The organism is Pseudomonas sp. LFS074 (genome assembly GCF_047978165.1).
Classification (GTDB): domain Bacteria; phylum Pseudomonadota; class Gammaproteobacteria; order Pseudomonadales; family Pseudomonadaceae; genus Aquipseudomonas; species Aquipseudomonas putida_P.
In genome coordinates, this window is record NZ_JBFPFV010000003.1 from 880,341 (window position 1) to 902,247 (window position 21,907).

21 protein-coding genes and 1 other RNA gene are annotated in these 21,907 nt (G+C 63.3%); 10 read left to right on the top strand and 12 right to left on the bottom strand.

The window, feature by feature from the left end:
• Positions 1 to 8: 8 nt before the first annotated feature.
• From ACNQP3_RS28010 to ACNQP3_RS28025, 4 genes are read right to left on the bottom strand one after another with little or no spacing between them, the layout of a single operon-like run.
• Complete coding sequence (locus ACNQP3_RS28010; protein ID WP_264316650.1) at positions 9 to 491, bottom strand: DUF4442 domain-containing protein; 483 nt, start codon at positions 489 to 491, stop codon at positions 9 to 11.
• Positions 488 to 1,687, bottom strand: a complete 1,200-nt coding sequence (ubiH, locus tag ACNQP3_RS28015) for a 2-octaprenyl-6-methoxyphenyl hydroxylase (RefSeq protein WP_012274753.1) — start codon at positions 1,685 to 1,687, stop codon at positions 488 to 490. Before ubiH ends, ACNQP3_RS28010 begins: the two co-directional genes overlap by 4 nt.
• Positions 1,684 to 3,018, bottom strand: coding sequence for a Xaa-Pro aminopeptidase (pepP, locus tag ACNQP3_RS28020; RefSeq protein ID WP_060493203.1), 1,335 nt, complete (start codon positions 3,016 to 3,018; stop codon positions 1,684 to 1,686). Before pepP ends, ubiH begins: the two co-directional genes overlap by 4 nt.
• Positions 3,019 to 3,039: 21 nt before the next feature.
• Entirely contained in the window at positions 3,040 to 3,594 is a 555-nt protein-coding gene (locus ACNQP3_RS28025) for a YecA family protein (protein ID WP_016489744.1), read from the bottom strand.
• A 181-nt stretch (positions 3,595 to 3,775) separates the two neighbouring features.
• Here ACNQP3_RS28025 and ACNQP3_RS28030 point away from each other — a divergent pair, with 181 nt between their 5' ends.
• The 4 genes from ACNQP3_RS28030 to ACNQP3_RS28045 all read left to right on the top strand — a co-directional run bounded on the left by ACNQP3_RS28030 (position 3,776) and on the right by ACNQP3_RS28045 (position 5,166).
• Positions 3,776 to 3,958: a TIGR02449 family protein gene (locus tag ACNQP3_RS28030; protein WP_041166806.1), complete on the top strand. Its 183-nt coding sequence runs from the start codon at positions 3,776 to 3,778 to the stop codon at positions 3,956 to 3,958.
• The gene (locus tag ACNQP3_RS28035; RefSeq protein ID WP_010955726.1) at positions 3,955 to 4,275 is read left to right on the top strand and encodes a cell division protein ZapA; all 321 of its coding nucleotides are present in this window, start codon (positions 3,955 to 3,957) and stop codon (positions 4,273 to 4,275) included. The genes ACNQP3_RS28030 and ACNQP3_RS28035 overlap by 4 nt, the downstream gene beginning before the upstream one ends.
• 17 nt (positions 4,276 to 4,292) lie before the next feature.
• A non-coding RNA gene (gene ssrS / locus ACNQP3_RS28040) (6S RNA) lies at positions 4,293 to 4,472 on the top strand.
• 85 nt (positions 4,473 to 4,557) lie between these two features.
• Entirely contained in the window at positions 4,558 to 5,166 is a 609-nt protein-coding gene (locus ACNQP3_RS28045; protein WP_060493202.1) for a 5-formyltetrahydrofolate cyclo-ligase, read from the top strand.
• A gap of 18 nt (positions 5,167 to 5,184) precedes the next feature.
• On the opposite strand, the gene ACNQP3_RS28050 is transcribed toward ACNQP3_RS28045, so the two are convergent.
• Complete coding sequence (locus ACNQP3_RS28050; RefSeq protein ID WP_012274758.1) at positions 5,185 to 5,337, bottom strand: hypothetical protein; 153 nt, start codon at positions 5,335 to 5,337, stop codon at positions 5,185 to 5,187.
• A gap of 179 nt (positions 5,338 to 5,516) precedes the next feature.
• Here ACNQP3_RS28050 and ACNQP3_RS28055 point away from each other — a divergent pair, with 179 nt between their 5' ends.
• The 4 genes from ACNQP3_RS28055 to ACNQP3_RS28070 all read left to right on the top strand — a co-directional run bounded on the left by ACNQP3_RS28055 (position 5,517) and on the right by ACNQP3_RS28070 (position 10,852).
• Positions 5,517 to 5,966: an EVE domain-containing protein gene (locus tag ACNQP3_RS28055; protein WP_060493201.1), complete on the top strand. Its 450-nt coding sequence runs from the start codon at positions 5,517 to 5,519 to the stop codon at positions 5,964 to 5,966.
• Positions 5,967 to 6,061: 95 nt separating this feature from the next.
• Entirely contained in the window at positions 6,062 to 7,021 is a 960-nt protein-coding gene (locus ACNQP3_RS28060) for an HlyD family secretion protein (protein ID WP_264316652.1), read from the top strand.
• On the top strand, positions 7,018 to 9,738 hold the full coding sequence (rbbA, locus tag ACNQP3_RS28065) for a ribosome-associated ATPase/putative transporter RbbA (protein WP_264316653.1): 2,721 nt from the start codon (positions 7,018 to 7,020) through the stop codon (positions 9,736 to 9,738). Before ACNQP3_RS28060 ends, rbbA begins: the two co-directional genes overlap by 4 nt.
• 1 nt (position 9,739) lies before the next feature.
• A complete protein-coding gene (locus ACNQP3_RS28070) occupies positions 9,740 to 10,852 on the top strand; it encodes an ABC transporter permease (protein ID WP_012274762.1) in 1,113 nt (370 codons plus the stop codon).
• A 93-nt stretch (positions 10,853 to 10,945) separates the two neighbouring features.
• Here the strand turns inward: ACNQP3_RS28070 and ACNQP3_RS28075 are convergent, their stop codons facing one another.
• Positions 10,946 to 11,350 carry a flagellar basal body-associated protein FliL gene (locus ACNQP3_RS28075; RefSeq protein ID WP_012274763.1) on the bottom strand — a complete coding sequence of 135 codons (405 nt, stop codon included), beginning with the start codon at positions 11,348 to 11,350 and terminating at the stop codon, positions 10,946 to 10,948.
• Between the two features lie 157 nt (positions 11,351 to 11,507).
• On the opposite strand from ACNQP3_RS28075, the gene ACNQP3_RS28080 reads away from it, so the two are divergent.
• Positions 11,508 to 12,485 (top strand): NADPH:quinone oxidoreductase family protein, encoded by a 978-nt coding sequence (locus ACNQP3_RS28080; RefSeq protein WP_012274764.1) that lies wholly within the window; start codon positions 11,508 to 11,510, stop codon positions 12,483 to 12,485.
• Between the two features lie 53 nt (positions 12,486 to 12,538).
• Here ACNQP3_RS28080 and ACNQP3_RS28085 read toward each other — a convergent pair whose 3' ends face one another.
• The 5 genes from ACNQP3_RS28085 to trxA form a co-directional block, all read right to left on the bottom strand.
• Positions 12,539 to 13,189, bottom strand: a complete 651-nt coding sequence (locus tag ACNQP3_RS28085; RefSeq protein ID WP_012274765.1) for a gamma-glutamylcyclotransferase — start codon at positions 13,187 to 13,189, stop codon at positions 12,539 to 12,541.
• A 246-nt stretch (positions 13,190 to 13,435) separates the two neighbouring features.
• Entirely contained in the window at positions 13,436 to 14,404 is a 969-nt protein-coding gene (locus ACNQP3_RS28090; protein WP_264316654.1) for a CDP-6-deoxy-delta-3,4-glucoseen reductase, read from the bottom strand.
• Positions 14,404 to 15,870, bottom strand: a complete 1,467-nt coding sequence (gene ubiD / locus ACNQP3_RS28095; protein ID WP_012274767.1) for a 4-hydroxy-3-polyprenylbenzoate decarboxylase — start codon at positions 15,868 to 15,870, stop codon at positions 14,404 to 14,406. The genes ACNQP3_RS28090 and ubiD overlap by 1 nt, the downstream gene beginning before the upstream one ends.
• 123 nt (positions 15,871 to 15,993) lie before the next feature.
• Positions 15,994 to 17,253 (bottom strand): transcription termination factor Rho, encoded by a 1,260-nt coding sequence (gene rho / locus ACNQP3_RS28100; RefSeq protein WP_003253661.1) that lies wholly within the window; start codon positions 17,251 to 17,253, stop codon positions 15,994 to 15,996.
• 227 nt (positions 17,254 to 17,480) lie between these two features.
• Positions 17,481 to 17,807: a thioredoxin TrxA gene (trxA, locus tag ACNQP3_RS28105; RefSeq protein ID WP_012274768.1), complete on the bottom strand. Its 327-nt coding sequence runs from the start codon at positions 17,805 to 17,807 to the stop codon at positions 17,481 to 17,483.
• A gap of 256 nt (positions 17,808 to 18,063) precedes the next feature.
• On the opposite strand from trxA, the gene ppx reads away from it, so the two are divergent.
• On the top strand, positions 18,064 to 19,566 hold the full coding sequence (ppx, locus tag ACNQP3_RS28110; protein WP_012274769.1) for an exopolyphosphatase: 1,503 nt from the start codon (positions 18,064 to 18,066) through the stop codon (positions 19,564 to 19,566).
• On the opposite strand, the gene ppk1 is transcribed toward ppx, so the two are convergent.
• Entirely contained in the window at positions 19,553 to 21,796 is a 2,244-nt protein-coding gene (ppk1, locus tag ACNQP3_RS28115; protein WP_060515343.1) for a polyphosphate kinase 1, read from the bottom strand. The genes ppx and ppk1 overlap by 14 nt on opposite strands.
• Between the last annotated feature and the right edge of the window lie 111 nt (positions 21,797 to 21,907).

The following is a 21,907-nucleotide window of genomic DNA, read 5'->3' on the forward strand; positions in this document are numbered from 1 at the left end:
TCCATGCCTTACGCCTGCCTCGCTTGCGGCTTGAGCCGCACGTATAGGGTTTTATCGACCCGCGCCACCAGCTCGCCGGCACCATCGCGGATATCGACCTGCAAACGCGGCAGGCACTTCTTGCCGGTGGCGGTCTGCTGGCGGATGTCGGCCAGCAGCGCATCATCGACGTGGAATTCGGCATACACCGGGCCTTTGCCCGGCGAGATGAAATCGATGCTGGCGGCCTTGTCCCAGACGATGTAGTCGCGCCCCAGCTGCTCGATCAACAACAGCATGTAGAACGGGTCGACCATGGCATACAGGCTGCCACCGAACTGGGTACCGACGTAATTGCAGTTCCAGCGCGTCAGTTTCATCGCCACCTTGACGCTGCGCAGGTCCGGGCTGATGTGCTGCACACGGATACCGGCGCCCAGGTACGGTGGGTAAAGGTTCAGCAGCCAGCGCAGCATGCGCGCCCGTCGTGCCAGTTTACGCGGGTTGCTCATGCCTGGCCCCGCGAATCAGGGCGGGTGCCCAGGCCCATGGCCTGGCGGGCGAACCAGCTTTTTGCCGGTGGCAACAGGTCGAGCCCGAGCAGGCCAAGGTTGCGCCCGGCGGCCAGCAGCGGCTGGTTGCTGCCGAACAGGCGGGTGACCTGGTCGGAGAAGCCAATGGTCATGGCCTGGTCCAGGCGCTGGCGCTGGTGATAAGCCTGCAGCGTGGTCAGGTCGCCAGGCTGCTGCGGGCCGGCCAGCAACGCTTCGGCCAGCGACTGCACGTCACGCAGCGACAGGTTGAAGCCTTGGCCGGCGATGGGGTGCAGGCTGTGCGCTGCATTGCCCAGCACCACCAGGTGCGGCCGTACCTGCTCCTGGGCCTCGATCAACGACAGCGGGTAGAGGTGCCGTGCGCCCACCTGGCGCAGCGCGCCCAGGCGATAGCCGAACACTCCCTGCAGCTCGCGCAGGAAGCTGCGCTCGTCGATGTCAGCCAGACGCCGTGCATCCATGCCCTGACGGGTCCACACCAATGCGCAGCGGTTTTCCGGCAGCGGCAGCAGGGCCATGGGGCCCTCTTCGGTGAAGCGCTCGAAAGCCTGGCCACCGTGGGCTTCACCCGGGGTGATGTTGGCGATCAACGCACTCTGCTGGTAAGGCGTGTGGCGCACATGGATACCCAGCTGCTCGCGCAGGCCGGAGCGGCCACCGTCGGCCAGTACCGCCAGGTCGCATTCCAGTTGGGTGTCATCGTTGAGCCGCAGGCGGTAACCGCCTTCGATGGCCTGCATCGCGGTCACTTCCGCCGGGCAGCGCCAGCTCACCACCTCGCTGTCCAGCCCTTGCCACAGGCACTGCCCGAGCCAGGCGTTCTCCACCACGTAACCCAGCGCCGGGACTCCCTCTTCCAGGGCATCCAGGCGGGTGGCGCCAAAGCGGCCACGGTCGGATACGTGAATCTGCCGGATCGGCTCGGCGCGGCGGCCGATGGCTTGCCACAGGCCAAGTTGTTGATAGATCTGCTGGGTGCCGAATGACAACGCCGACGAGCGCGCATCGTAGCTGGGCTGAAAGCTGTCGCCGGGAGCGAACGGCTCGATCAGCAGGATCTTCCAGCCACGCGCCTTGGCCCCTGCCTGCAGCGCCAAGGCCAGGCTTGCACCCACCAGGCCACCACCGATGATCGCCAGGTTTACCCGGTTCATGCCGCGTCCTTGCGGGCGGCCTGCATCAGCGCCTCGATCTCGGCAACCGTGCGCGGCACGCCCGAAGTCAGGATTTCACAACCTTGCCTGGTCACCACCACGTCGTCCTCGATCCTTACCCCAATGCCGCGCCACTTCTTGGCCACGGCCTGATTGTCGGCGCCAATGTAGATCCCCGGCTCCACGGTCAGCGCCATGCCGGGTTCCAGCACCCGCCATTCGCCGCCCACCTTGTAGTCGCCCACGTCGTGCACATCCATGCCCAACCAGTGCCCGGCGCGGTGCATGTAGAAGGCGCGATAGGCCTCGCTGTCGATCAGCGCCTGCACATCCCCTTCCAGCAAGCCCAGCTCCACCAGGCCAGCGGTGATCACCCGTACGGTCGCCTCATGGGCGTGGTTCCAGTGTTTGCCGGGGGCGATTTCGGTAAACGCCGCCGCCTGGGCCTTGAGCACCAGCTCGTAGATGGCCTTCTGCTCGGGCGAAAAGCGCCCGCTGACCGGGAAGGTGCGGGTGATGTCGCTGGCGTAGCAGTCGATTTCGCAGCCAGCGTCGATCAGCACCAGGTCGCCATCCTTGAGCGGCGCGTCGTTCTGCTGATAGTGCAGGATGCAGCCATTGCGCCCGGCCGCGACGATCGAGCCGTAGGCCGGCATCTTCGCCCCGCCCTTGCGGAATTCGTAGTCCAGCTCGGCTTCCAGGCTGTATTCGTGCAGCCCGGCCCGGCAGGCCTGCATGGCCCGCACATGGGCCCGCGCCGAAATGTCTGCGGCCGCGCGCATCACCTTCACTTCCGCCGCCGATTTATACAGGCGCATGTCGTGCAGCAGATGATCCAGCGCAACGAACTCGTTCGGTGGCTGGGCGCCCAGGCGTGCCTTGGAGCGGATCACGTTGATCCAGTCCATCAGCCGGCGGTCGAATTCGGGGTTGCTGCCCATGGCGCTGTAGACCCGCTCACGGCCTTCGATCAGGCCCGGCAAGATCTCATCGATGTCGGTAATGGGGAAGGCATCGTCGGCGCCGAAATCGCCCACCGCGCCTTCCTGGCCGGCCCGCAGGCCGTCCCACAGCTCGCGCTCGGGGTTGCGTTCACGGCAAAACAGTACATATTCGCCATGCTCGCGCCCCGGTATCAGCGCAATCACCGCCTCAGGCTCCGGGAAGCCGCTGAGGTACTGGAAGTCGCTGTCCTGGCGGTACACGTGCTCGACGTCACGGTTGCGGATGGCAACCGCAGCGGCGGGCAGAATGGCGATGCTGTTGGGGACCATCTGCGCCATCAGCGCCTTGCGCCGACGGGCATACTCGGCCTTGGGTATGTGGCTCATGGGCAGACTTCCCCCGGTTGATCAGTGCAGCGATGGCTTGGGCGCGGGTGCGGCCGGCTTGGCCAGCTCGGAGAACAGCAACAGAGGCGCCACGCGCAGGTACTCCATGACTTCCATGTAGTCGCTCTCGCCGTCTTCGGACTCTTCGAGGGCTTCTTGTACCTGGGAAATGGCCACCAGGTCCTGCAGCACATCCTTGGCCTCGTCGGACAGGTCCTTGCCACCGGCATTCAGGCCGAAACCGGTAATGAAGCCTTGGCACCACTGGCCCAGCGCGGTGGCGCGGTCGCTCAGGGCAGCGTCGTCGGAAGGCAGCAGCAGGACGATGGCCATGTCGTCGCTGGTCAGCTCGCCCTTGACCATTTCCTGCAGGCCGATCAGGGCGTTGCGCACGGTGTCACCCGGCTCGGTTTCCAGCAGTTGGGCGGCATCGGCCAGCCAGGCATCGGCATCGAAGCCGGCGCCGGCACAGCTGCGGCCGATCAGCAGGCCGTGCAGTTCGGCAGGGGTGACAGGGTGGCCATTACTGGAAAGCAGCATGGCGAAGGCGATGTAGGGCGATTGAGTATTGGGCATGGGCAGCTAGGCGCCAGACGGCGCAATGACTAGAATGGAGACCTTGTATCCTAGCACCGGCAGGCGCGCCAAGACCATCGGCACTGGCCGTTGCCGCCCAGGGAGAGGCATCATCGCCAGGTGACTCAACGACGGAGCGAATCGAGTGCAACCCACGCAAGAGAACGACCTGCAGGCACTGATGAGCCGATTCGAGTTGCTGATCGAACGCGTCGAGCAACTAAAACGGCAAAATGCACTCCTATTAGCGCAGGAAAAATCCTGGCGCGAAGAGCGCGCCCACCTCATCGAAAAAAACGAGATCGCCAAGCGCAAAGTCGAGTCGATGATTTTACGCCTCAAGGCTCTGGAGCAAGACTCATGAGTTCAAGCAATAGCGTCACCGTGCAGATCCTCGACAAGGAGTACTCGATCATCTGCCCGCCGGAAGAGCGCAACAACCTGGTCAGCGCCGCGCGCTACCTGGACGGCAAGATGCGCGAGATCCGCAGCAGCGGCAAGGTGATCGGTGCCGACCGCATCGCGGTAATGGCGGCGTTGAACATTACCCACGAAATGCTGCACCGCCAGGAAGATCGCAACGACGCGCCGGTCACCGGCACCAACCGCGAACAGGTGCGCGACCTGCTGGATCGGGTAGACAAGGCTTTGTCCGACGACACGGATACCAAAATCGGCTGAGATTGGTATACTGGCGCCACTCCCTGGGGGATGCGCCAGTCGGTTATGTCCCTGAGCCGATACGCACAACCACGGGGGTTGCACGCTGGGGCCGGTGTGCATGTCCGCCCGACGGAAAGCCTTAACGCCCCCTGCAATCTCCACCTTGAACTTTCGGGTTCAAGGGCTACACCGATAGCGGTCTTATCGGGGAGCCTGAATTCTCTTGCCCGCCCCCCGGCGGGCAATTCGTTTTGGCCGACCGCCCAGAGGTTGGCCAGCACACCTGGGATAGCTCGTGCCATGACCGACACTGCGCCGCTCACCCGTCCCCAGCTCCGTCGTCTGCTTCGCAATGCCCGCCGCGCCCTTACCCCTGCCCAGCAACGCCAGGCCACCCTCGGCCTGTACCGCCAGCTGGCGCAACACCCCTTGTTCCGCCGCGCACGCCACATTGCCTTGTACCTGCCCAACGACAGCGAAATCGACCCCTGCCTACTGCTGCGCGAAGCCCAGCGTCGCGGCAAGCGCACCTACCTGCCGGTGTTGCACGCCTGGCCGCGCACGCGCATGGTGTTCCAGCGCTTCGAGCAGGGTGAAAAGCTCAAGCCCAACCGCTTCCGTATTCCCGAGCCGGTCACTGACCGCAAACGCCAACGGCCGATCTGGGCGCTGGACCTGATCCTGCTGCCGCTGGTCGGTTTTGATGAAGTGGGCGGGCGCCTGGGCATGGGCGGTGGCTTTTATGATCGCAGCCTGGCCTACCAGGCGCGTCGGCAGACCTGGAAAAAACCGTTGCTGTTGGGGCTGGCGCATGAATGCCAGAAGGTCGAGCGGCTGGCGCAGGCCAGTTGGGATGTACCGCTGCAGGGCACGGTCTCGGACCGTGGCTGGTACCTGGCGCCGCGTTGAGCGGCACCAGCGGGGGCATCAACGTTGCGGCTGGCCGGCGTCGACCGGCATCTGATAGGCGTTGTCCAGCTTGCGCTCCCAGAACCCTTGCGCATAACCGGTCGTGACCACACCCAGGCCAAAAATGAACACCAGGATCCACAGCAGATCCGGCTTTTTACGTTGATTCATCGAAGATTGCCCCCCAGGCAAACTGTTCAGTGCTCGGCGGTTTTCTGGGCACCGCCGGCGCATAGCGCTTTAAACGGGGCGCATTTTCCGACAACCTGCGTCCACACGCAAACCTTGACGCCAACCGGCTGTCGGTTTCGTGCAACAGGTTATTTCAAACCTTTTCAGGAGCAGCATCCATGGCCTACTGGCTGATGAAATCCGAGCCCGACGAGCTTTCCATCGAAGCCCTCGGCCGCCTGGGCGAAGCGCGCTGGGACGGCGTGCGCAACTATCAGGCGCGTAATTTTCTGCGGGCCATGAGCGAGGGTGACGAGTTTTTCTTCTATCACTCCAGTTGCCCGCAGCCGGGCATCGCCGGCATTGCCAGAATTACCCGCGCGGCCTATCCGGACCCGACCGCGCTGGACCCGCAAAGCCACTATTACGATGCCAAGGCCACCGCCGACAAAAACCCGTGGAGCGCGGTGGATGTAGCCCATGTGCAAACCCTGCCACGGGTGCTGGAACTGGGCTGGCTGAAACAGCAGGCCGGCCTGGCCGAGTTGCCACTGGTGCAAAAAGGCAGCCGCCTGTCGGTAATGCCGGTAACGCCCGAACAATGGGCGGTGATTGTCGCCTTGCGCTAAATGTGTAGCTAAGGTCAAGGGTTTGACCGATATCAACACGCCACCCGTGGCCGCAGGCCATGATGTGCTGTGCATGACCGCAAGGATGCAGAACGATGAACCGATACGCCCCCAGAATTTTCGCCACCGCGCTAATCGCCCTGCTCGCCGCAGCTGGCGGGCTGGGGTACTGGAAGTCGCTCCACGACCAGTTGCCCGAAGGCCTGAGCATGGGCAACGGCCGCCTTGAAGCCACCGAAGTACAAATCGCCAGCAAAATCCCAGGCCGCCTGGCCAAAGTGCTGGTCGACGAAGGTGACAAGGTCACCCGCGGCCAACTGCTGGCGCGTATCGACACCCGCACCATGGAAGCCCAACGCAGCCAGGCCGAAGCCGAAGTGCTGCGCGCCCGGGAGAACTACGCCGCCGCCCAGGCCAGCGTGCAACTGCGCCAGAGCGAACTGCTGCTGGCCAGCCAGGAGCTCAAGCGCGTGCGCGAGATCTTCCAGCGCAAGTACGCCAGCCAACAGTTGCTCGATCAACAGCAGGCGCGCTTCGACACGGCCAACGCAGCGGTAGTCGCCGCCCGCGCCCAGCTTGCAGCGATCAAGGCCGCCATCGGCGCCGCCGAAGCCCAGGTGGCCCAGCTCACCAGTGAAATCGACGACAGCAGCCTGCGAGCGCCCATCGACGGCATCATCCAGCTGCGCCTGGCCGAACCCGGTGAGGTGCTGGGTGCCGGCGGCCGAGTGCTGATGCTGATCGACCCCAGCGACCAGTACATGAACCTGTACCTGCCGGCCTCCACCAGCGGCCAGCTGACCGTGGGCGACCAGGCGCGCATCGTGCTCGACGCCCTGCCCGAACGCGCCCTGCCGGCCAAAGTGGCTTTTGTCGCAGCCAAGGCCCAGTTCACGCCCAAACAGGTGGAGACCCGCGACGAGCGGCAAAAGCTGGTGTTCAGGGTCAAACTCCGCCTGACCGACCCAGGTGTCGTGCCACAGGCTAAACCTGGCATGCCAGGCGCCGGCTATGTGCGCACGGCCGAGGTGGACTGGCCGGCCAACCTGCAATGAACGCCCCGGCACTGCTGGCCGATGGCATCAGCCACCGCTACGGCGACCTGACGGCCCTGCACACCCTGGGTTTCAGCCTGCCTGCGGGCACCCGCTGCGCGCTGATTGGCCCAGATGGCGCCGGCAAGTCCACTCTGCTGGGGTTGATCGCCGGCGTCAAACGCCTGCAGCAGGGTGAACTGCAGGTGCTGGGCGGCTCGATCCGCCAACGGCGCCATCGCGCAGCGCTGTACCCGAAAGTGGCATTCATGCCGCAGGGACTAGGCAACAACCTGTACCCAGAGCTGTCGATCAACGAGAACATCCGCTTTTTCGCCACGCTGTTCGGCCTGGGCCGCCGCGAATGCGAGCAGCGCATGGCCAACTTGCTGCAGGCCACCGACCTGCAGCGCTTTGCCGAGCGCCCGGCCGGCAAGCTGTCGGGCGGCATGAAGCAGAAGCTGGGCTTGTGCTGCGCGCTGATCCACGAACCAGACCTGCTGATCCTCGACGAGCCGACCACCGGCGTCGACCCGCTGTCGCGGCGGCGTTTCTGGGAACTGGTCGAACAGGTTCGCGCGCAGCGCCCGCAACTGACCCTGCTGGTGGCCACCGCCTACATGGAAGAAGCCGAACAGTTCGAGCATTGCCTGATGCTCGATGGCGGCCGCCTGCTGGCCGCAGGCGCCAGCCACGAACTGGCCGCAGTCACCCCCAGTGGCAAACTGGACGACGCCTTCACCCACTACCAGGGCGCGGGCAAGGCGCAGCATCAACCCCTGAGCATTCCACCGCGCCAGGCCACGGATGGCCCGGTCGCCATCGAGGCGCACGACCTGACCCTGCGCTTTGGCGACTTCACAGCGGTGAACAAGGTCAGTTTCGCCATTGGCCGTGGGGAGATCTTCGGCTTCCTCGGCTCCAACGGCTGCGGCAAGACCACCACCATGAAAGTGCTTACCGGCCTGATGCCTGCCAGCGAGGGCAGCGCCAGCCTGCTGGGGCGCCCGGTGGATGCCAGTGACCTGGCCACGCGCAAGCGGGTCGGCTTCATGTCACAGAGCTTCTCGCTGTATGGCGAGCTCAGCACCCGGCAGAACCTGGCCCTCCATGCCCGCCTGTTCGACTTGCCCAAAGCCCAGAGCGCCCAGCGCATCGATGAGCTGATAAATCGCTTCGACCTCGCCGCCATCGCCGACCAACCGTCTGGCGCACTGCCCCTTGGCCTGCGCCAGCGCCTGTCGCTGGCCGTGGCGGTGTTGCATCGCCCTGAAGTGCTGATCCTCGACGAACCGACTTCCGGCGTCGACCCGGCCGCCCGCGACGACTTCTGGCGCCTGCTGGTAGAGCTGTCCCGCGAGCAAGGCGTGACCATTTTCCTCTCCACCCACTTCATGAACGAAGCCCAGCGCTGCGACCGTATTTCGCTGATGCACGCCGGGCGGGTACTGGCCTGCGACACGCCGGAGGCCTTGCAGCGCCAGTACCAGGGCGAAACCCTGGAGGACGCTTTCGTGCGGTGCCTGGAACAAGCCCAGGAGCTCGCGCCGCAAACCACGGATAACACCGTACTGGAGCAAGCAGCTTCGCCTGCCCCACCACTGCGCCAAGGCTTCAGCCTGCGCCGCCTGCTGGCGGTGGCCAGCCGAGAAGGCAAGGAACTGCTGCGCGACAAGGTACGCCTGGCCTTCGCCTTGCTGGGTGCACTGTTCATGATGGTGATTTTCGGCTACGGCATTTCACTGGATGTAGAAAACCTTGCCTTCGCCGTGCACGACCAGGATCAAAGCCCGCAAAGCCGCGCCTACCTCGAAGCCTTCCGAGGCTCACGCTATTTCGCCGAACAGGCGCCGATCCGCGACAGCCGCGAACTGCATCAGCGGCTGCAGCGCTCGGAAATCAAACTGGCACTGGAGATTCCGCCCGGTTTTGGCCGCGACCTGTACGCCGGGCGCCAACCGGTGGTGGCCGCCTGGCTCGACGGCGGCATGCCGTTCCGCGCCGAAACCAGCCGCAACTACGTGGAAGCCGTGCACCAGGCCAACCTGGAGCAACTGGCCAAGGCCAGCCCACAGCCGCAGCCGCGCCAGGACCTGGTGCGCCTGGAAACGCGTTTTCGCTACAACCAGGACGTGGTCAGCGTGAATGCCATCGGCCCGGGCGTGATGGCGCTGATCCTGGCCTTCATACCGGCCATGCTCACTGCACTGGGCATCGTTCGCGAGAAGGAGCTGGGCTCCATCACCAACTTCTACGCCACACCCCTCACCCGCCTGGAGTTCCTGCTGGGCAAGCAGATGCCCTACCTGGCGGTAAGCCTGGTCAACCTGGCGCTGCTGGTGGCGATGAACCGCTGGCTGTTCGCCGTGCCGCTCAAGGGCAGTGTGCTGGCCCTGGCCTGTGGTGGCGTGGCCTACCTGCTGGCCACCACCAGCCTGGGCCTGCTGATTTCAGCATTCACCCGCACCCAGATCGCCGCCATTCTCGGCACCATGATCATTACCAGCCTGCCAACCATCCAGTTTTCCGGGCTGATCGTGCCACGCTCGTCGTTGGACGGCGCGGCGGCGGTGATGGGCCAGCTGTTCCCGGCGGGCTACTTCCTCGACATCGCGGTCGGCACCTTCACCAAGGCGCTGGGCCTGCGCGAGCTGTGGCCGCAGTGCCTGATCCTGTTGGGCTTCTTTGCCGCATTCACCGGCCTGAGCCTGGCCATGCTGAAGAAGCAGGAGGCCTGACATGTCGCGCCTGAACCACACCCTGCGCCTAGGCCTGAAAGAACTGACCAGCCTGCGTCATGACAGCGTACTGCTGCTGTTCCTGCTGTATGCCTTCAGCGTGGCGATCTACATGCCGGCCGCCGGCTCGGTGATCGGTGTGCACAACGCCAGCGTCGCGGTGGTGGACGAAGACCACAGCCTGCTCTCGCGCAAGCTCAGTGAAGCCCTGCAACCACCGGAGTTTCAACCTGCCGTTCCGCTGACCGCGCAACACCTGGACCAGGCCATGGACAGCGGCCAGTACACCTTCGTGATCAACGTACCGGTGAATTTCCAGAGTGACCTGCTGGCCGGGCGCTCGCCGGAGCTGCAGATAAACGTCGATGCCACGGCCATGAGCCAGGCGTTCATGGGCGCCGGCTACATCGGCCGCATCTTCGAGCGCGAGCTGCTCGACTACAGCCAGCGGGGCAACGTGCAAAGCCCGGTGCTGATCAACCCCAAGGCGCTGTTCAACCCCAACCTGGAGGGCGGTTGGTTCCTGGCGGTGATCCAGATCGTCAACAACATCACCATCCTGGCAATCATCCTCACCGGCACCGCGCTGCTGCGCGAGCGTGAGCACGGCACCCTCGACCACCTGCTGGTGCTGCCACTGACCGCGCTGGAGATCATGCTGGCCAAGATCGGCAGCAACGCCCTGGTGGTGGTGATATGCACCTGGATTTCGTTGGTGGTGGTAGTGAAAGGCGCGCTGGGCGTGCCGTTGTCCGGCTCGATGGGGTTGTTCCTGGCCGTGACCGCGCTGTACCTGTTCGCCAGTACGGCGCTGGGTATCTTCCTCGCCACCCTGGCACGCTCGACGCCGCAGTTCGGCCTGCTGGCGATCCCGGTGATCATCCCGATGCTGTTGCTGTCCGGCGGCAGCACACCGCTGGACAGCATGCCGCAGTGGCTGCAGTGGGTGATGCAGGGGTCGCCGTCGACGCATTTCGTCAGCCTGGGGGCCGCGATCCTGTTCCGCGATGCCGGGTGGGCGGTGGTGTGGCCGGATATCCTGGCACTGGCGCTGATCGGCCTGGTATTTTTCAGCGTGGCGCTTTCGCGGTTCCGTCGCAGCCTGGCGTCCTGACCCTGTGGGAGCGGGCGAGCCCGCGAAGCAGGCAGTGCGGTGAATGGCACCGGCTTCGCCGGTGTTCGCGGGCTCGCCCGCTCCCACAGTTGATCACTGCACGATCAGGTTGTTGAACAGCAAGTCTTCAACAATCGGCTTGCCCTCTTCCGCTTCCAGCACCTGCTGCACTTGTTTCAGCGCTTCTTGGCGAAGGTGCTCCTTGGCCTCGACGTTGCTCATGCTGTCAACCGTCTGCTGGGTGAACAGTGCCACCAGCTGATTACGGATCAATGGCTCGTGGTGCTGCACCGCCTTGGCTGCTTCGTCGCCGGTCACGCGCAGGGCCACGTCGGCCTTGTACACCCGCAGCCGCGGGCCGCCGTCGAGGGCATAGTTGCCGACAAAGGGCGGGCTCAGGCTGATGTAGGCGACCTTGGGCGCCCCTTCCTTGGCTTCTTCGGCCATGGCCGCAGCCGGCAGCAGCAACGCCAGCACCATCAAGATCAACGCTTTCACGAATTCGCTCCTCAATACAGTTGGCGCCAGCTTACCCAGCACACCGCTCAAACCCAAGCCCGGGCTTATGCCGGCCCATCAGGGCAGGCCATGCTCGTTGACCCGGCAAGCGGCCCTCCTACACTTATCGGCCATTACCCGCAAAGGAATAGCCCCGATGAAAGCCGTGTTGTGCAAAACCCTGGGTCCGGCGCGCGATCTGGTACTGGAAGACGTGGCCAGCCCGCAGCCGAAGAAAAACGAGATCCTGCTGGACGTGCAGGCTGCCGGGGTCAACTTCCCCGACACGCTGATCATCGAAGGCAAGTACCAGTTCCAACCTCCACTACCGTTCTCCCCTGGCGGCGAAGCGGCGGGGGTGGTGGCTGCAGTCGGGGAAAAGGCTGGCACGTTCAAGGTGGGCGACCGGGTCATGGCGCTGACCGGCTGGGGTGCGTTCGCCGAGCAGGTGGCGGTGCCTTTCTACAACGTGCTGCCGATCCCGGCGAGCATGGACTTCACCACCGCTGCGGCGTTCGGCATGACCTACGGCACCTCGATGCACGCCCTGCGTCAGCGCGGTCAGTTACAAGCAGGCGAGACCTTGCTGGTGCTGGGCGCTTCCGGTGGGGTCGGGCTGGCGGCGGTGGAAATCGGCAAGGCCATGGGCGCGCGAGTGATCGCGGCAGCCAGCAGTGCCGAGAAACTGGCCGTGGCCAAAGCGGCCGGGGCGGATGAGCTGATCGACTACAGCCAGGCCAGCCTGCGCGAAGAAATCAAGCGCCTGACCGGCGGCCAGGGGGTCGACGTGATCTACGACCCGGTCGGTGGCGAGCTATTCGAGCAAGCGGTACGCGGGTTGGCCTGGAATGGCCGGCTGCTGGTGGTGGGTTTTGCCAGCGGCAGCATTCCCCAGCTGGCGGCCAACCTGGTACTGCTCAAGGGTGCGGCGGTGCTGGGGGTGTTCTGGGGCGCGTTTGCCCAGCGCCAGCCGCAGGATAATGCAGCCAACTTCAAGCAGCTGTTTGCCTGGCATGCCGAGGGCAAGTTGAAGCCATTGGTGTCGCAGACTTATCCACTGGCCGAGGCTGGGGCCGCCATCGAGAAGCTGGGGCAGCGCCAGGCTGTGGGTAAGTTGGTGGTGTTGGCCAAGTAAGGCAGTTCAGGCCTCTTCGCAGAAAAACCCGCGAAGAGGCCGGTAGAGGTTGTTCACACTTCGCGCAGGTTATGGCAACGCCGGAACCGCGCCTCCAGGTTGCGATCGGGCATCTGGTGGCTGCGCAAGGCATTCAACGTCTGCTCCACATAGTCGCGCGTGGTGCCATAACGCCCCTTGGCACTGGCCAGAATCTGGCTGAGCAAGGTATCCGGCAGATTCCCCGCATAACAGGGTAAATGCCGCTCCAGCACAAAGCCCAATGCCTGCACCTTGCTGCCATCGCCCAACCGGCAGCTAAGCCAGTGCGGCCGGTAGGCCGGGTACGGCATCTCCCGTTGCCATAGGGCCATCAGCGAGTCATCCAGGCTGCTTTCATCCAGCCGATAGGCAAAGCCGCTGCAGGAGCCACCACGGTCCAGGCCAAACACCAGCCCAGGGGTTTCCGGGGTGCCACGGTGTTCGTGCGACCACAGGTACAAGCCCCGGTGATAACCATGCACCCGCGCGCGCTGACGTTCCACCGAATTGCACTCGGGGCGCCAAATCAACGAACCATAAGCGAACAGCCACACAGGCCCGCCCTGATGCCGAGACATGGTCGTCTTCATGGAGTTGAACAACTGATCGTGAGTATGTTGCTGACCGAAGTCGAGTGCCGGAGGATATGAAACTTCCCAGGACATACTTTCAAGTGCCGACATAAGCTGCCGCCATTATCCCTGTGAACTACGGATGTAGCGAAATTCGATTACGCTGCAGCCCCAGGCCGCTTTACCCGGGGCGCTTGCAGTAACCATAGGCCAGAATTGCAGGAATACTCAAGCCCTCGCGTCAGTGTTTCATGCGCGGTTCCGACGACTGGGAAATACTGTTTCAGCCACTGTGAAAGTTAATGGCCAAGGCGGTAACAATTACCGCCTTATACCCATACTTGCAAACTTTGGTTATTAACCACGTGGCGCGTAGGCAAACACATCGGCACGCATGCGGTGCGCATCCATACCGGCCTCGACCAGGGCGTCGAGGGTGGCGTAGATCATGTTCGGCGAACCGCTGGCATACACATGCACGCTGTTGAGGTCTTCAATGTCTTCGCAAACCGCTTCATGCAACATGCCGCAACGGCCTTCCCAGCCGCACAGGTCGCTGACCACCTGGTGCAGGAACAGGTTAGGCAGGCGCTGCCATTCGTCCCAGTGCTCGATCTGATAGAAGTCTTCGGGCCGGCGCACGCCCCAGTACAGGTGTACCGGGTGCTTGAAGCCATTGGCTCGGCAATGCTCGAGCAGGCTGTGCATCTGGCCCATGCCGGTACCGGCGGCAATCAGCACCAACGGCCCGTCGGGCAACTCGGCCAGGTGGGTGTCGCCAAACGGCATTTCGATACGTGCCAGACCGTCACGCTTGAGTTGCTCGATCAGTTGCTGTGCGCTGGGCTCTCGCGCCAGCACGTGCAGCTCCAGCTCACGCCCGGCGTGGGGGGCGGAGGCCAGCGAAAAAGCGGCCTGCTTGCCACCCTCACGCTCGATCATCAGGTACTGCCCGGCGTGGTAGCGCGGTGGCTTGCCGGCCGGCGCGCGCAAACGCACCCGCCAGACGTCGCCACCAACGTCGACGCATTCGCTGACGCTGCACGCCAGCTTGCGCACCGGCAGCTCGCCCAAGGCGAGCACACCATCCCAGAGCAACACGCAATCCTCCAGCGGTTCGGCAATGCAGGTGAACAACTCGCCATGGTCGCGGACTTCGCCTTCCTGGCGTACCCGGCCTTCGACCAATAACGCGGCGCAGACATGGCAATTGCCATTGCGGCAGCTGTTCGGGCAGTCATAGCCCAGCCGCCGCGCTCCATCCAGGATCCGTTCCCCGGGTTCGAGCGCCAGCACCGCCCCGGACGGCTGCAACGTTACCTGCATCAATCTATTCCCAACTGATCCCACAGCTCATCGATACGGCGGGTGACGGCTTCGTCCTTGACGATAACCCGTCCCCATTCGCGTGTAGTCTCGCCCGGCCACTTGTGCGTGGCGTCCAGGCCCATCTTCGACCCCAGGCCCGATACCGGCGACGCGAAGTCCAGGTAGTCGATCGGCGTGTTGTCGATCATCACCGTATCACGCTTGGGGTCCATGCGCGTGGTAATGGCCCAGATCACATCGTTCCAGTCGCGGGCGTTGATATCGTCATCGGTGACAATAACGAACTTGGTGTACATGAACTGTCGCAGGAACGACCACACACCCAGCATTACGCGCTTGGCATGGCCCGGATACTGCTTTTTCATGGTCACCACCGCCATGCGGTACGAGCAGCCTTCCGGCGGCAGGTAGAAATCGGTGATTTCCGGGAACTGCTTTTGCAGGATCGGCACGAACACTTCGTTCAGTGCCACACCGAGAATCGCCGGCTCATCTGGCGGCCGACCGGTGTAGGTGCTGTGGTAGATCGGTTTGTGCCGGTGGGTGATGCGCTCGACAGTGAACACCGGGAAGCTGTCCACTTCGTTGTAGTAGCCAGTGTGGTCGCCATAGGGGCCTTCCGGGGCCATTTCGCCTGGGTGGATCACGCCTTCCAGAATGATTTCGGCGGTGGCCGGTACCTGCAGGTTGCTGCCGCGGCACTTGACCAGCTCGGTGCGATTGCCGCGCAGCAGGCCGGCAAAGGCGTACTCGGAGAGGGTGTCCGGCACCGGGGTCACGGCACCGAGGATGGTCGCGGGGTCAGCGCCCAGGGCCACGGCGACCGGGAACGGCTGGCCGGGATTCTTCTCGCACCACTCACGGTAATCCAAGGCACCGCCACGGTGGCTCAGCCAGCGCATGATGACCTTGTTGCGGCCGATCACCTGCTGGCGGTAGATGCCCAGGTTCTGGCGGTCCTTGTTCGGGCCACGGGTCACGGTAAGGCCCCAGGTGATCAGCGGCGCCACGTCGCCTGGCCAGCAGTGCTGGATCGGCAGAGCGCCGAGGTCGACATCGTCACCCTCGACCACCACTTCCTGGCACACCGCGTCCTTGACCACTTTCGGCGCCATCGACACGACCTTCTTGAAGATCGGCAGCTTCGACCAGGCGTCCTTCAGGCCCTTGGGCGGCTCGGGCTCCTTGAGGAAGGCCAGCAGCTTGCCGATTTCCCGCAGCTCATCGACCGACTCGGCGCCCATGCCCATGGCCACCCGCTCCGGGGTGCCGAACAGGTTGCCCAGCACCGGGATGTCGAAACCGGTGGGCTTTTCGAACAGCAACGCCGGGCCTTTGGCACGCAGGGTGCGGTCGCAGACCTCGGTCATTTCCAGGACGGGGGAGATCGGAACCTGGATGCGCTTGAGCTCGCCGCGCTGTTCCAGGCCACGGATGAAGTCGCGCAAGTCGCGATACTGCATGCAGGAGCCTCGTGTTGGCCGTATCGGTCGGGGGTGCAGAGTGTAGCGCCGATAGGGCCGCAATAGCCAAAATACAGATAGCAAAAAGCCGGGTTTCCCCGGCCTTTGCGTGGTACGACGATCTTACTTGCGCTTCATCGACAGGAAGAACTCGTCGTTGGTCTTGGTCTGCTTGAGCTTGTCGACCAAGAACTCGATGGCGGCGATTTCGTCCATCGGGTGCAGCAGCTTGCGCAGGATCCACATGCGCTGCAGTTCGTCGTCGGCAGTCAGCAACTCTTCGCGGCGGGTACCGGAGCGGTTGATGTTGATGGCCGGGAACACACGCTTCTCGGCGATGCGGCGGTCCAGCGGCAGCTCCATGTTGCCGGTGCCCTTGAACTCTTCGTAGATCACTTCGTCCATCTTCGAGCCGGTTTCGACCAGCGCGGTGGCGATGATGGTCAGCGAGCCGCCTTCCTCGATGTTACGCGCAGCACCGAAGAAACGCTTCGGCTTCTCCAGGGCGTGGGCATCGACACCACCGGTCAGCACCTTGCCGGAGCTCGGGATCACGGTGTTGTAGGCACGCGCCAGACGGGTGATGGAGTCCAGCAGAATGACCACGTCCTTCTTGTGCTCGACCAGGCGCTTGGCCTTCTCGATCACCATTTCGGCAACCTGCACGTGGCGGGTTGGCGGCTCGTCGAAGGTGGAAGCAACCACTTCGCCGCGCACGGTGCGCTGCATTTCGGTCACTTCTTCCGGGCGCTCGTCGATCAGCAGGACGATCAGGTGGCACTCGGGATTGTTACGGGTGATGTTGGCCGCGATGTTCTGCAGCATGATCGTCTTGCCCGCTTTTGGCGGGGCAACGATCAGGCCGCGCTGGCCTTTGCCGATCGGGGCGCACAGGTCGATGACGCGGCCGGTCAAGTCTTCGGTGGAGCCGTTGCCGGCCTCCATCTTCAGGCGCTTGTTCGGGAACAGCGGCGTCAGGTTTTCGAACAGGATCTTGTTCTTCGCGTTTTCCGGGCGGTCGAAGTTGATGGTATCGACCTTCAGCAGGGCGAAGTAACGCTCCCCTTCCTTCGGTGGGCGGATCTTGCCGACGATGGTGTCGCCGGTACGCAGGTTGAAACGGCGGATCTGGCTGGGCGAGACGTAGATATCGTCTGGGCCGGCCAGGTAGGACGCATCAGCCGAACGCAGGAAACCGAAACCATCCTGGAGAATCTCCAGCACGCCGTCACCCGAGATCTCTTCGCCGCTTTTCGCATGCTTCTTCAGCAGGGCGAAAATCACGTCCTGTTTGCGCGAACGGGCCATGTTTTCGATGCCCATCTGTTCGGCCATTTCCAAAAGATCGGTAATCGGCTTTTGCTTGAGTTCAGTCAGGTTCATAAGGGGAGTGACGTAATCATGTAAGAAGGGAGAATTAAGCTTCTGGCTTAATGAGGCCGCGCCGCTAGATGGCGACAGGATCGCGTACTGATTCGAATTAGGGATGCTTCGGCGACGGCGTGTAGAGGGCACTGGAAAAGCAGTGCGAGGCCGAATGTAACACTTGCTTTTTTCTGCGTCTAGTGCTCTGAAAAAGAAAAGCCCCGCATTTGCGGGGCCTTTTCACATCACAGGTGGGCGTCGAGGAACGCGGCCAGCTGCGATTTGGACAAAGCGCCAACCTTGGTGGCTTCGACGTTGCCGTTCTTGAACAGCATCAGCGTCGGGATACCGCGCACGCCGTGCTTGGCCGGGGTTTCCTGGTTCTCGTCGATGTTCAGCTTGGCGACGGTCAGTTTGCCCTCGTAGGTGGCAGCGATGTCGTCCAGAACCGGAGCGATCATCTTGCATGGGCCGCACCATTCAGCCCAGTAGTCGACCAGCACCGGGCCTTGAGCCTGCAGTACGTCGGCTTCGAAGCTGGCGTCGGTGACGTGTTTGATTTTGTCGCTCATGGAAATCTCCAAGGTCGTAAGCAATAAAAAACGTTGCCCATCATAGCCGCCCCCGCCGCCTACAGGAAGCCGCGGACGATTGAGTGTAACTATAGTTGTGCAAGAAGCCGCGAATCGAAACTGTCATGTCGCCGTCATAGAATCGAATGGCACATTGCCTTGCATCAAGGCCAGCACACCGGCTGAGTGTCACGCGTTGGCGACAGCCTGCTATCGTGGCACGATTGCCAGGTTAACGACCGAGAACAACCAGATCATGCCGCATACCATCGCGAAGAACCTGTCCCTGATCGCCGCCATCGACCTTGGCTCCAACAGTTTTCATATGGTCGTGGCCAAGGCCCACCATACCGAAATCCGTATCCTTGAGCGGCTCGGCGAGAAGGTTCAGCTAGCCGCCGGCATCGACGAAGAGCGCAAGCTCAGTGAAGAGTCTATGGAAAGAGGCCTGGATTGCCTCAAGCGCTTTTCTCAACTGATCAACGGCATGCCGGCAGGCTCCGTACGCATCGTCGGTACCAACGCCTTGCGCGAAGCGCGCAACCGCAACGAATTCATCCAGCGCGCCGAGGCCATCCTCGGCCACCCGGTCGAGGTCATCTCCGGCCGTGAAGAAGCGCGCCTGATCTACCTGGGCGTATCGCACACCCTGGCCGATACCCCCGGCAAGCGCCTGGTGGCAGACATCGGTGGCGGCAGTACCGAGTTCATCATCGGCCAGCGTTTCGAGCCGCTGCTGCGCGAAAGCCTGCAGATGGGTTGCGTAAGCTTTACCCAGCGCTACTTCCGCGATGGCAAGATCACTCCGGCCCGCTATGCCCAGGCGTACACCGCCGCGCGCCTGGAGCTGATGAGTATCGAAAATGCCCTGCACCGCCTGACCTGGGACGAGGCCATTGGCTCGTCCGGGACCATTCGCGCCATCGGCGCCGCCATCAAGGCCGGCGGCCTGGGCAATGGCGAGGTCAACGCCGAAGGCCTGGCCTGGGTCAAGCGCAAGCTGTTCAAACTGGGCGAGGTCGACAAGATCGACTTCGACGGCGTCAAGCCGGACCGCCGGACCATCTTCCCCGCAGGCCTTGCGATTCTCGAAGCGATCTTCGATGCCCTGGAGCTGCAGCGCATGGACCACTGTGACGGTGCCCTGCGCGAAGGTGTGCTGTTCGACCTGCTCGGCCGTCACCACCACGAGGATGTGCGCGAACGCACCTTGAACTCGCTGATGGAGCGCTACCACGTGGACCAGGGCCAGGCTGCGCGTGTGGAACGCAAGGCATTGCACGCCTTCGACCAAGTGGCCGACGCCTGGGACCTTAAAGACGGAAATTGGCGCGATCTGCTTGGCTGGGCCGCGAAAATACACGAAATAGGGCTAGACATTGCCCACTATCACTACCACAAGCATGGCGCCTACCTGATCGAGCACTCCGACCTGTCGGGCTTTTCTCGCGAAGATCAGCAGATGATGGCCCTGCTGGTGCGCGGCCACCGTCGCAACATCCCCAAGGACCGTTACGCTGAGCTGGGTGATGAAGGGGTCAAGCTGCTGCGCCTGTGCGTGCTGCTGCGCTTTGCCATTCTGTTCCACCACATTCGCGGCACCCAGCAGATGCCAAAGGTAGAGCTCAAGGGCGGCGACAACAGCCTGGATGTAGCTTTCCCTGAAGGTTGGCTGGAGCAGAACCAGCTGACCCAGGCCGACTTCGCCAACGAGGCGGAGTGGCTGGCCCGGGTCGGCTTCGTCCTCAGCGTACGTTGAGGACCGGGTTGCTCAGGCGCTCCAGCAGGGTCGCCTGGGCACTGCGCGGGTTCTGGTTGCCGGTCGGGGTGCTACGCACGTAGCGCCCGTCTGGCTGCAACGTCCAGGCGTGGGTGTTGTCGGTCAGGTAGCCTTCCAGCTCCTTCTTCACCCGCAGCAACAACTTCTTGCCTTCCACCGGGAAGCAGGTCTCGACGCGCTTGTCGAGGTTGCGCTCCATCCAGTCGGCGCTGGACAGGTAGATCTGCTCTTCGCCGCCATTGAGGAAGTAGAACACCCGCGTGTGCTCGAGGAAGCGGCCGATGATCGAGCGCACCTGGATGTTGTGCGAAACCCCCGGAATACCTGGGCGCAAGCAGCACATGCCGCGCACCACCAGGTCGATTTTCACACCTGACTGGCTGGCCTTGTACAGCGCCTTGATGACCTTGGCGTCGGTCAGCGAGTTGAACTTGGCGATGATGTGCGCCGGCTTGCCTTCGAGGGCGAACTGGGTTTCCCGCGCGATCATGTCGAGCATGCCCTTTTTCAGGGTGAACGGCGCGTGCAGCAGCTTCTTCATGCGCAGGGTCTTGCCCATGCCGATCAGCTGGCTGAACAGCTTGCCAACGTCCTCGGTGAGGGCGTCGTCAGAGGTCAGCAGGCTGTAGTCGGTGTACAGGCGGGCGTTGCCGGCGTGGTAGTTGCCGGTACCCAGGTGCGCATAACGCACGATCTCGCCCTGTTCGCGGCGCAGGATCAGCATCATCTTGGCGTGGGTCTTGAACCCGACCACGCCGTAGATCACCACCGCACCGGCCGCTTGCAGGCGGCTGGCCATCTGCAGGTTGGACTCTTCGTCGAAGCGCGCACGCAACTCGATCACCGCAGTGACCTCCTTGCCGTTACGCGCCGCGTCCACCAGGGCGTCGACGATTTCCGAGTTGGCCCCGGAGCGGTACAGGGTCTGGCGCACGGCGAGCACATGCGGGTCCTTGGCGGCCTGGCGCAGCAGGTCGACCACCGGGGTGAAGGACTCGAACGGGTGCATCAGCAGGATGTCCTGCTTGCTGATCACGCTGAAAATGTTGTCGGCGTTCACCAGCAGCTTGGGGATTGCCGGGGTGAACGGCGTGTACTGAAGCTCCGGGTGGCTGTCCAGGCCGGTAATGCTGAACAGGCGGGTGAGGTTGACCGGGCCATTGACCTGGTACAGCTCGCTTTCGCTGAGGCTGAACTGCTTGAGCAGGTAGTCCGACAGGTGTTTCGGGCAGGTGTCGGCCACTTCCAGGCGCACGGCATCGCCGTAACGGCGCGAGAACAGCTCACCACGCAGAGCACGGGCCAGGTCGTCGACTTCTTCGGAGTCCAGCGCCAGGTCGGCGTTACGGGTGAGGCGGAACTGGTAGCAGCCCTTCACCTTCATGCCCTGGAACAGGTCGTCGGCGTGCGCGTGGATCATCGACGACAGGAACACGTAGTTGGCACCCGGGCCACCCACCTCTTCAGGCACGCGGATGACCCGTGGCAGCAGGCGTGGGGCAGGGATGATCGCCAAGCCCGAATCGCGACCGAAGGCGTCCACACCCTCAAGCTCGACGATGAAGTTGAGGCTCTTGTTCACCAGCAACGGGAACGGGTGGGTCGGGTCGAGGCCGATCGGGGTGATGATCGGGGCGATTTCGTCGCGGAAATAGCGGCGCACCCAGGTCTTGAGTTTGGGCGTCCAGTAACGACGGCGAATGAAGCGAATCTGATGCTTTTCCAGCTCCGGCAGCAGCACGTCATTGAGGATCGCGTACTGGCGCTCTACCTCGATGTGCACCAGTTCGCTGATACGCGCCAACGCCTGGTGCGGCTGCAAGCCATCGGCACCGGCCTGTTCACGGGCAAAATTGATCTGCTTCTTCAACCCGGCCACGCGGATCTCGAAGAACTCATCGAGGTTGCTGGAGAAGATCAGCAGGAACTTGAGCCGTTCAAGCAACGGGTAGTTCTCGTCCAGTGCCTGTTCCAGCACACGGATGTTGAACTGCAACTGCGAGAGTTCGCGATGAATGTACAGGCTGCTGTCGTCCAGGCCAGGGACAGTGATTGCCGGGGCCGGTGCGGGCACCGGGGCCACAGGCTCGGCCGCCTGCTCCGCTACGGGCTCGGGCGCCGGCGGCAGGTCAGGCGGGGTCTGCACCATCTCTTCTGGGAGCTCCTGGGCATCCTTGATCGCGACAGGGGTGAGCACTTCATTATTCATCTGGCGTTCCTGAGGACGTTAACGCCCTATCATCAATTGAGCGGCAAGATAAGCGCCCATTATGACGCCTGTGTTACACACCAGGGCAAGCCATGGCGCGTGGCCTCTGGC

Coding starts and splice junctions, on each gene's coding strand:
- ACNQP3_RS28025 (WP_016489744.1), bottom strand. CDS start 3,594: ATGCCCAATACTCAATCGCCCTACATCGCCTTCGCCATGCTGCTTTCC.
- ACNQP3_RS28055 (WP_060493201.1), top strand. CDS start 5,517: ATGGCCTACTGGCTGATGAAATCCGAGCCCGACGAGCTTTCCATCGAA.
- ACNQP3_RS28035 (WP_010955726.1), top strand. CDS start 3,955: ATGAGTTCAAGCAATAGCGTCACCGTGCAGATCCTCGACAAGGAGTAC.
- ppx (WP_012274769.1), top strand. CDS start 18,064: ATGCCGCATACCATCGCGAAGAACCTGTCCCTGATCGCCGCCATCGAC.
- pepP (WP_060493203.1), bottom strand. CDS start 3,018: ATGAGCCACATACCCAAGGCCGAGTATGCCCGTCGGCGCAAGGCGCTG.
- ubiD (WP_012274767.1), bottom strand. CDS start 15,870: ATGCAGTATCGCGACTTGCGCGACTTCATCCGTGGCCTGGAACAGCGC.
- ACNQP3_RS28060 (WP_264316652.1), top strand. CDS start 6,062: ATGAACCGATACGCCCCCAGAATTTTCGCCACCGCGCTAATCGCCCTG.
- ACNQP3_RS28085 (WP_012274765.1), bottom strand. CDS start 13,189: ATGTCGGCACTTGAAAGTATGTCCTGGGAAGTTTCATATCCTCCGGCA.
- rbbA (WP_264316653.1), top strand. CDS start 7,018: ATGAACGCCCCGGCACTGCTGGCCGATGGCATCAGCCACCGCTACGGC.
- ppk1 (WP_060515343.1), bottom strand. CDS start 21,796: ATGAATAATGAAGTGCTCACCCCTGTCGCGATCAAGGATGCCCAGGAG.
- ACNQP3_RS28030 (WP_041166806.1), top strand. CDS start 3,776: ATGAGCCGATTCGAGTTGCTGATCGAACGCGTCGAGCAACTAAAACGG.
- ACNQP3_RS28050 (WP_012274758.1), bottom strand. CDS start 5,337: ATGAATCAACGTAAAAAGCCGGATCTGCTGTGGATCCTGGTGTTCATT.
- ACNQP3_RS28090 (WP_264316654.1), bottom strand. CDS start 14,404: ATGCAGGTAACGTTGCAGCCGTCCGGGGCGGTGCTGGCGCTCGAACCC.
- rho (WP_003253661.1), bottom strand. CDS start 17,253: ATGAACCTGACTGAACTCAAGCAAAAGCCGATTACCGATCTTTTGGAA.
- ACNQP3_RS28080 (WP_012274764.1), top strand. CDS start 11,508: ATGAAAGCCGTGTTGTGCAAAACCCTGGGTCCGGCGCGCGATCTGGTA.
- ACNQP3_RS28045 (WP_060493202.1), top strand. CDS start 4,558: ATGACCGACACTGCGCCGCTCACCCGTCCCCAGCTCCGTCGTCTGCTT.
- ACNQP3_RS28070 (WP_012274762.1), top strand. CDS start 9,740: ATGTCGCGCCTGAACCACACCCTGCGCCTAGGCCTGAAAGAACTGACC.
- ACNQP3_RS28010 (WP_264316650.1), bottom strand. CDS start 491: ATGAGCAACCCGCGTAAACTGGCACGACGGGCGCGCATGCTGCGCTGG.
- trxA (WP_012274768.1), bottom strand. CDS start 17,807: ATGAGCGACAAAATCAAACACGTCACCGACGCCAGCTTCGAAGCCGAC.
- ubiH (WP_012274753.1), bottom strand. CDS start 1,687: ATGAACCGGGTAAACCTGGCGATCATCGGTGGTGGCCTGGTGGGTGCA.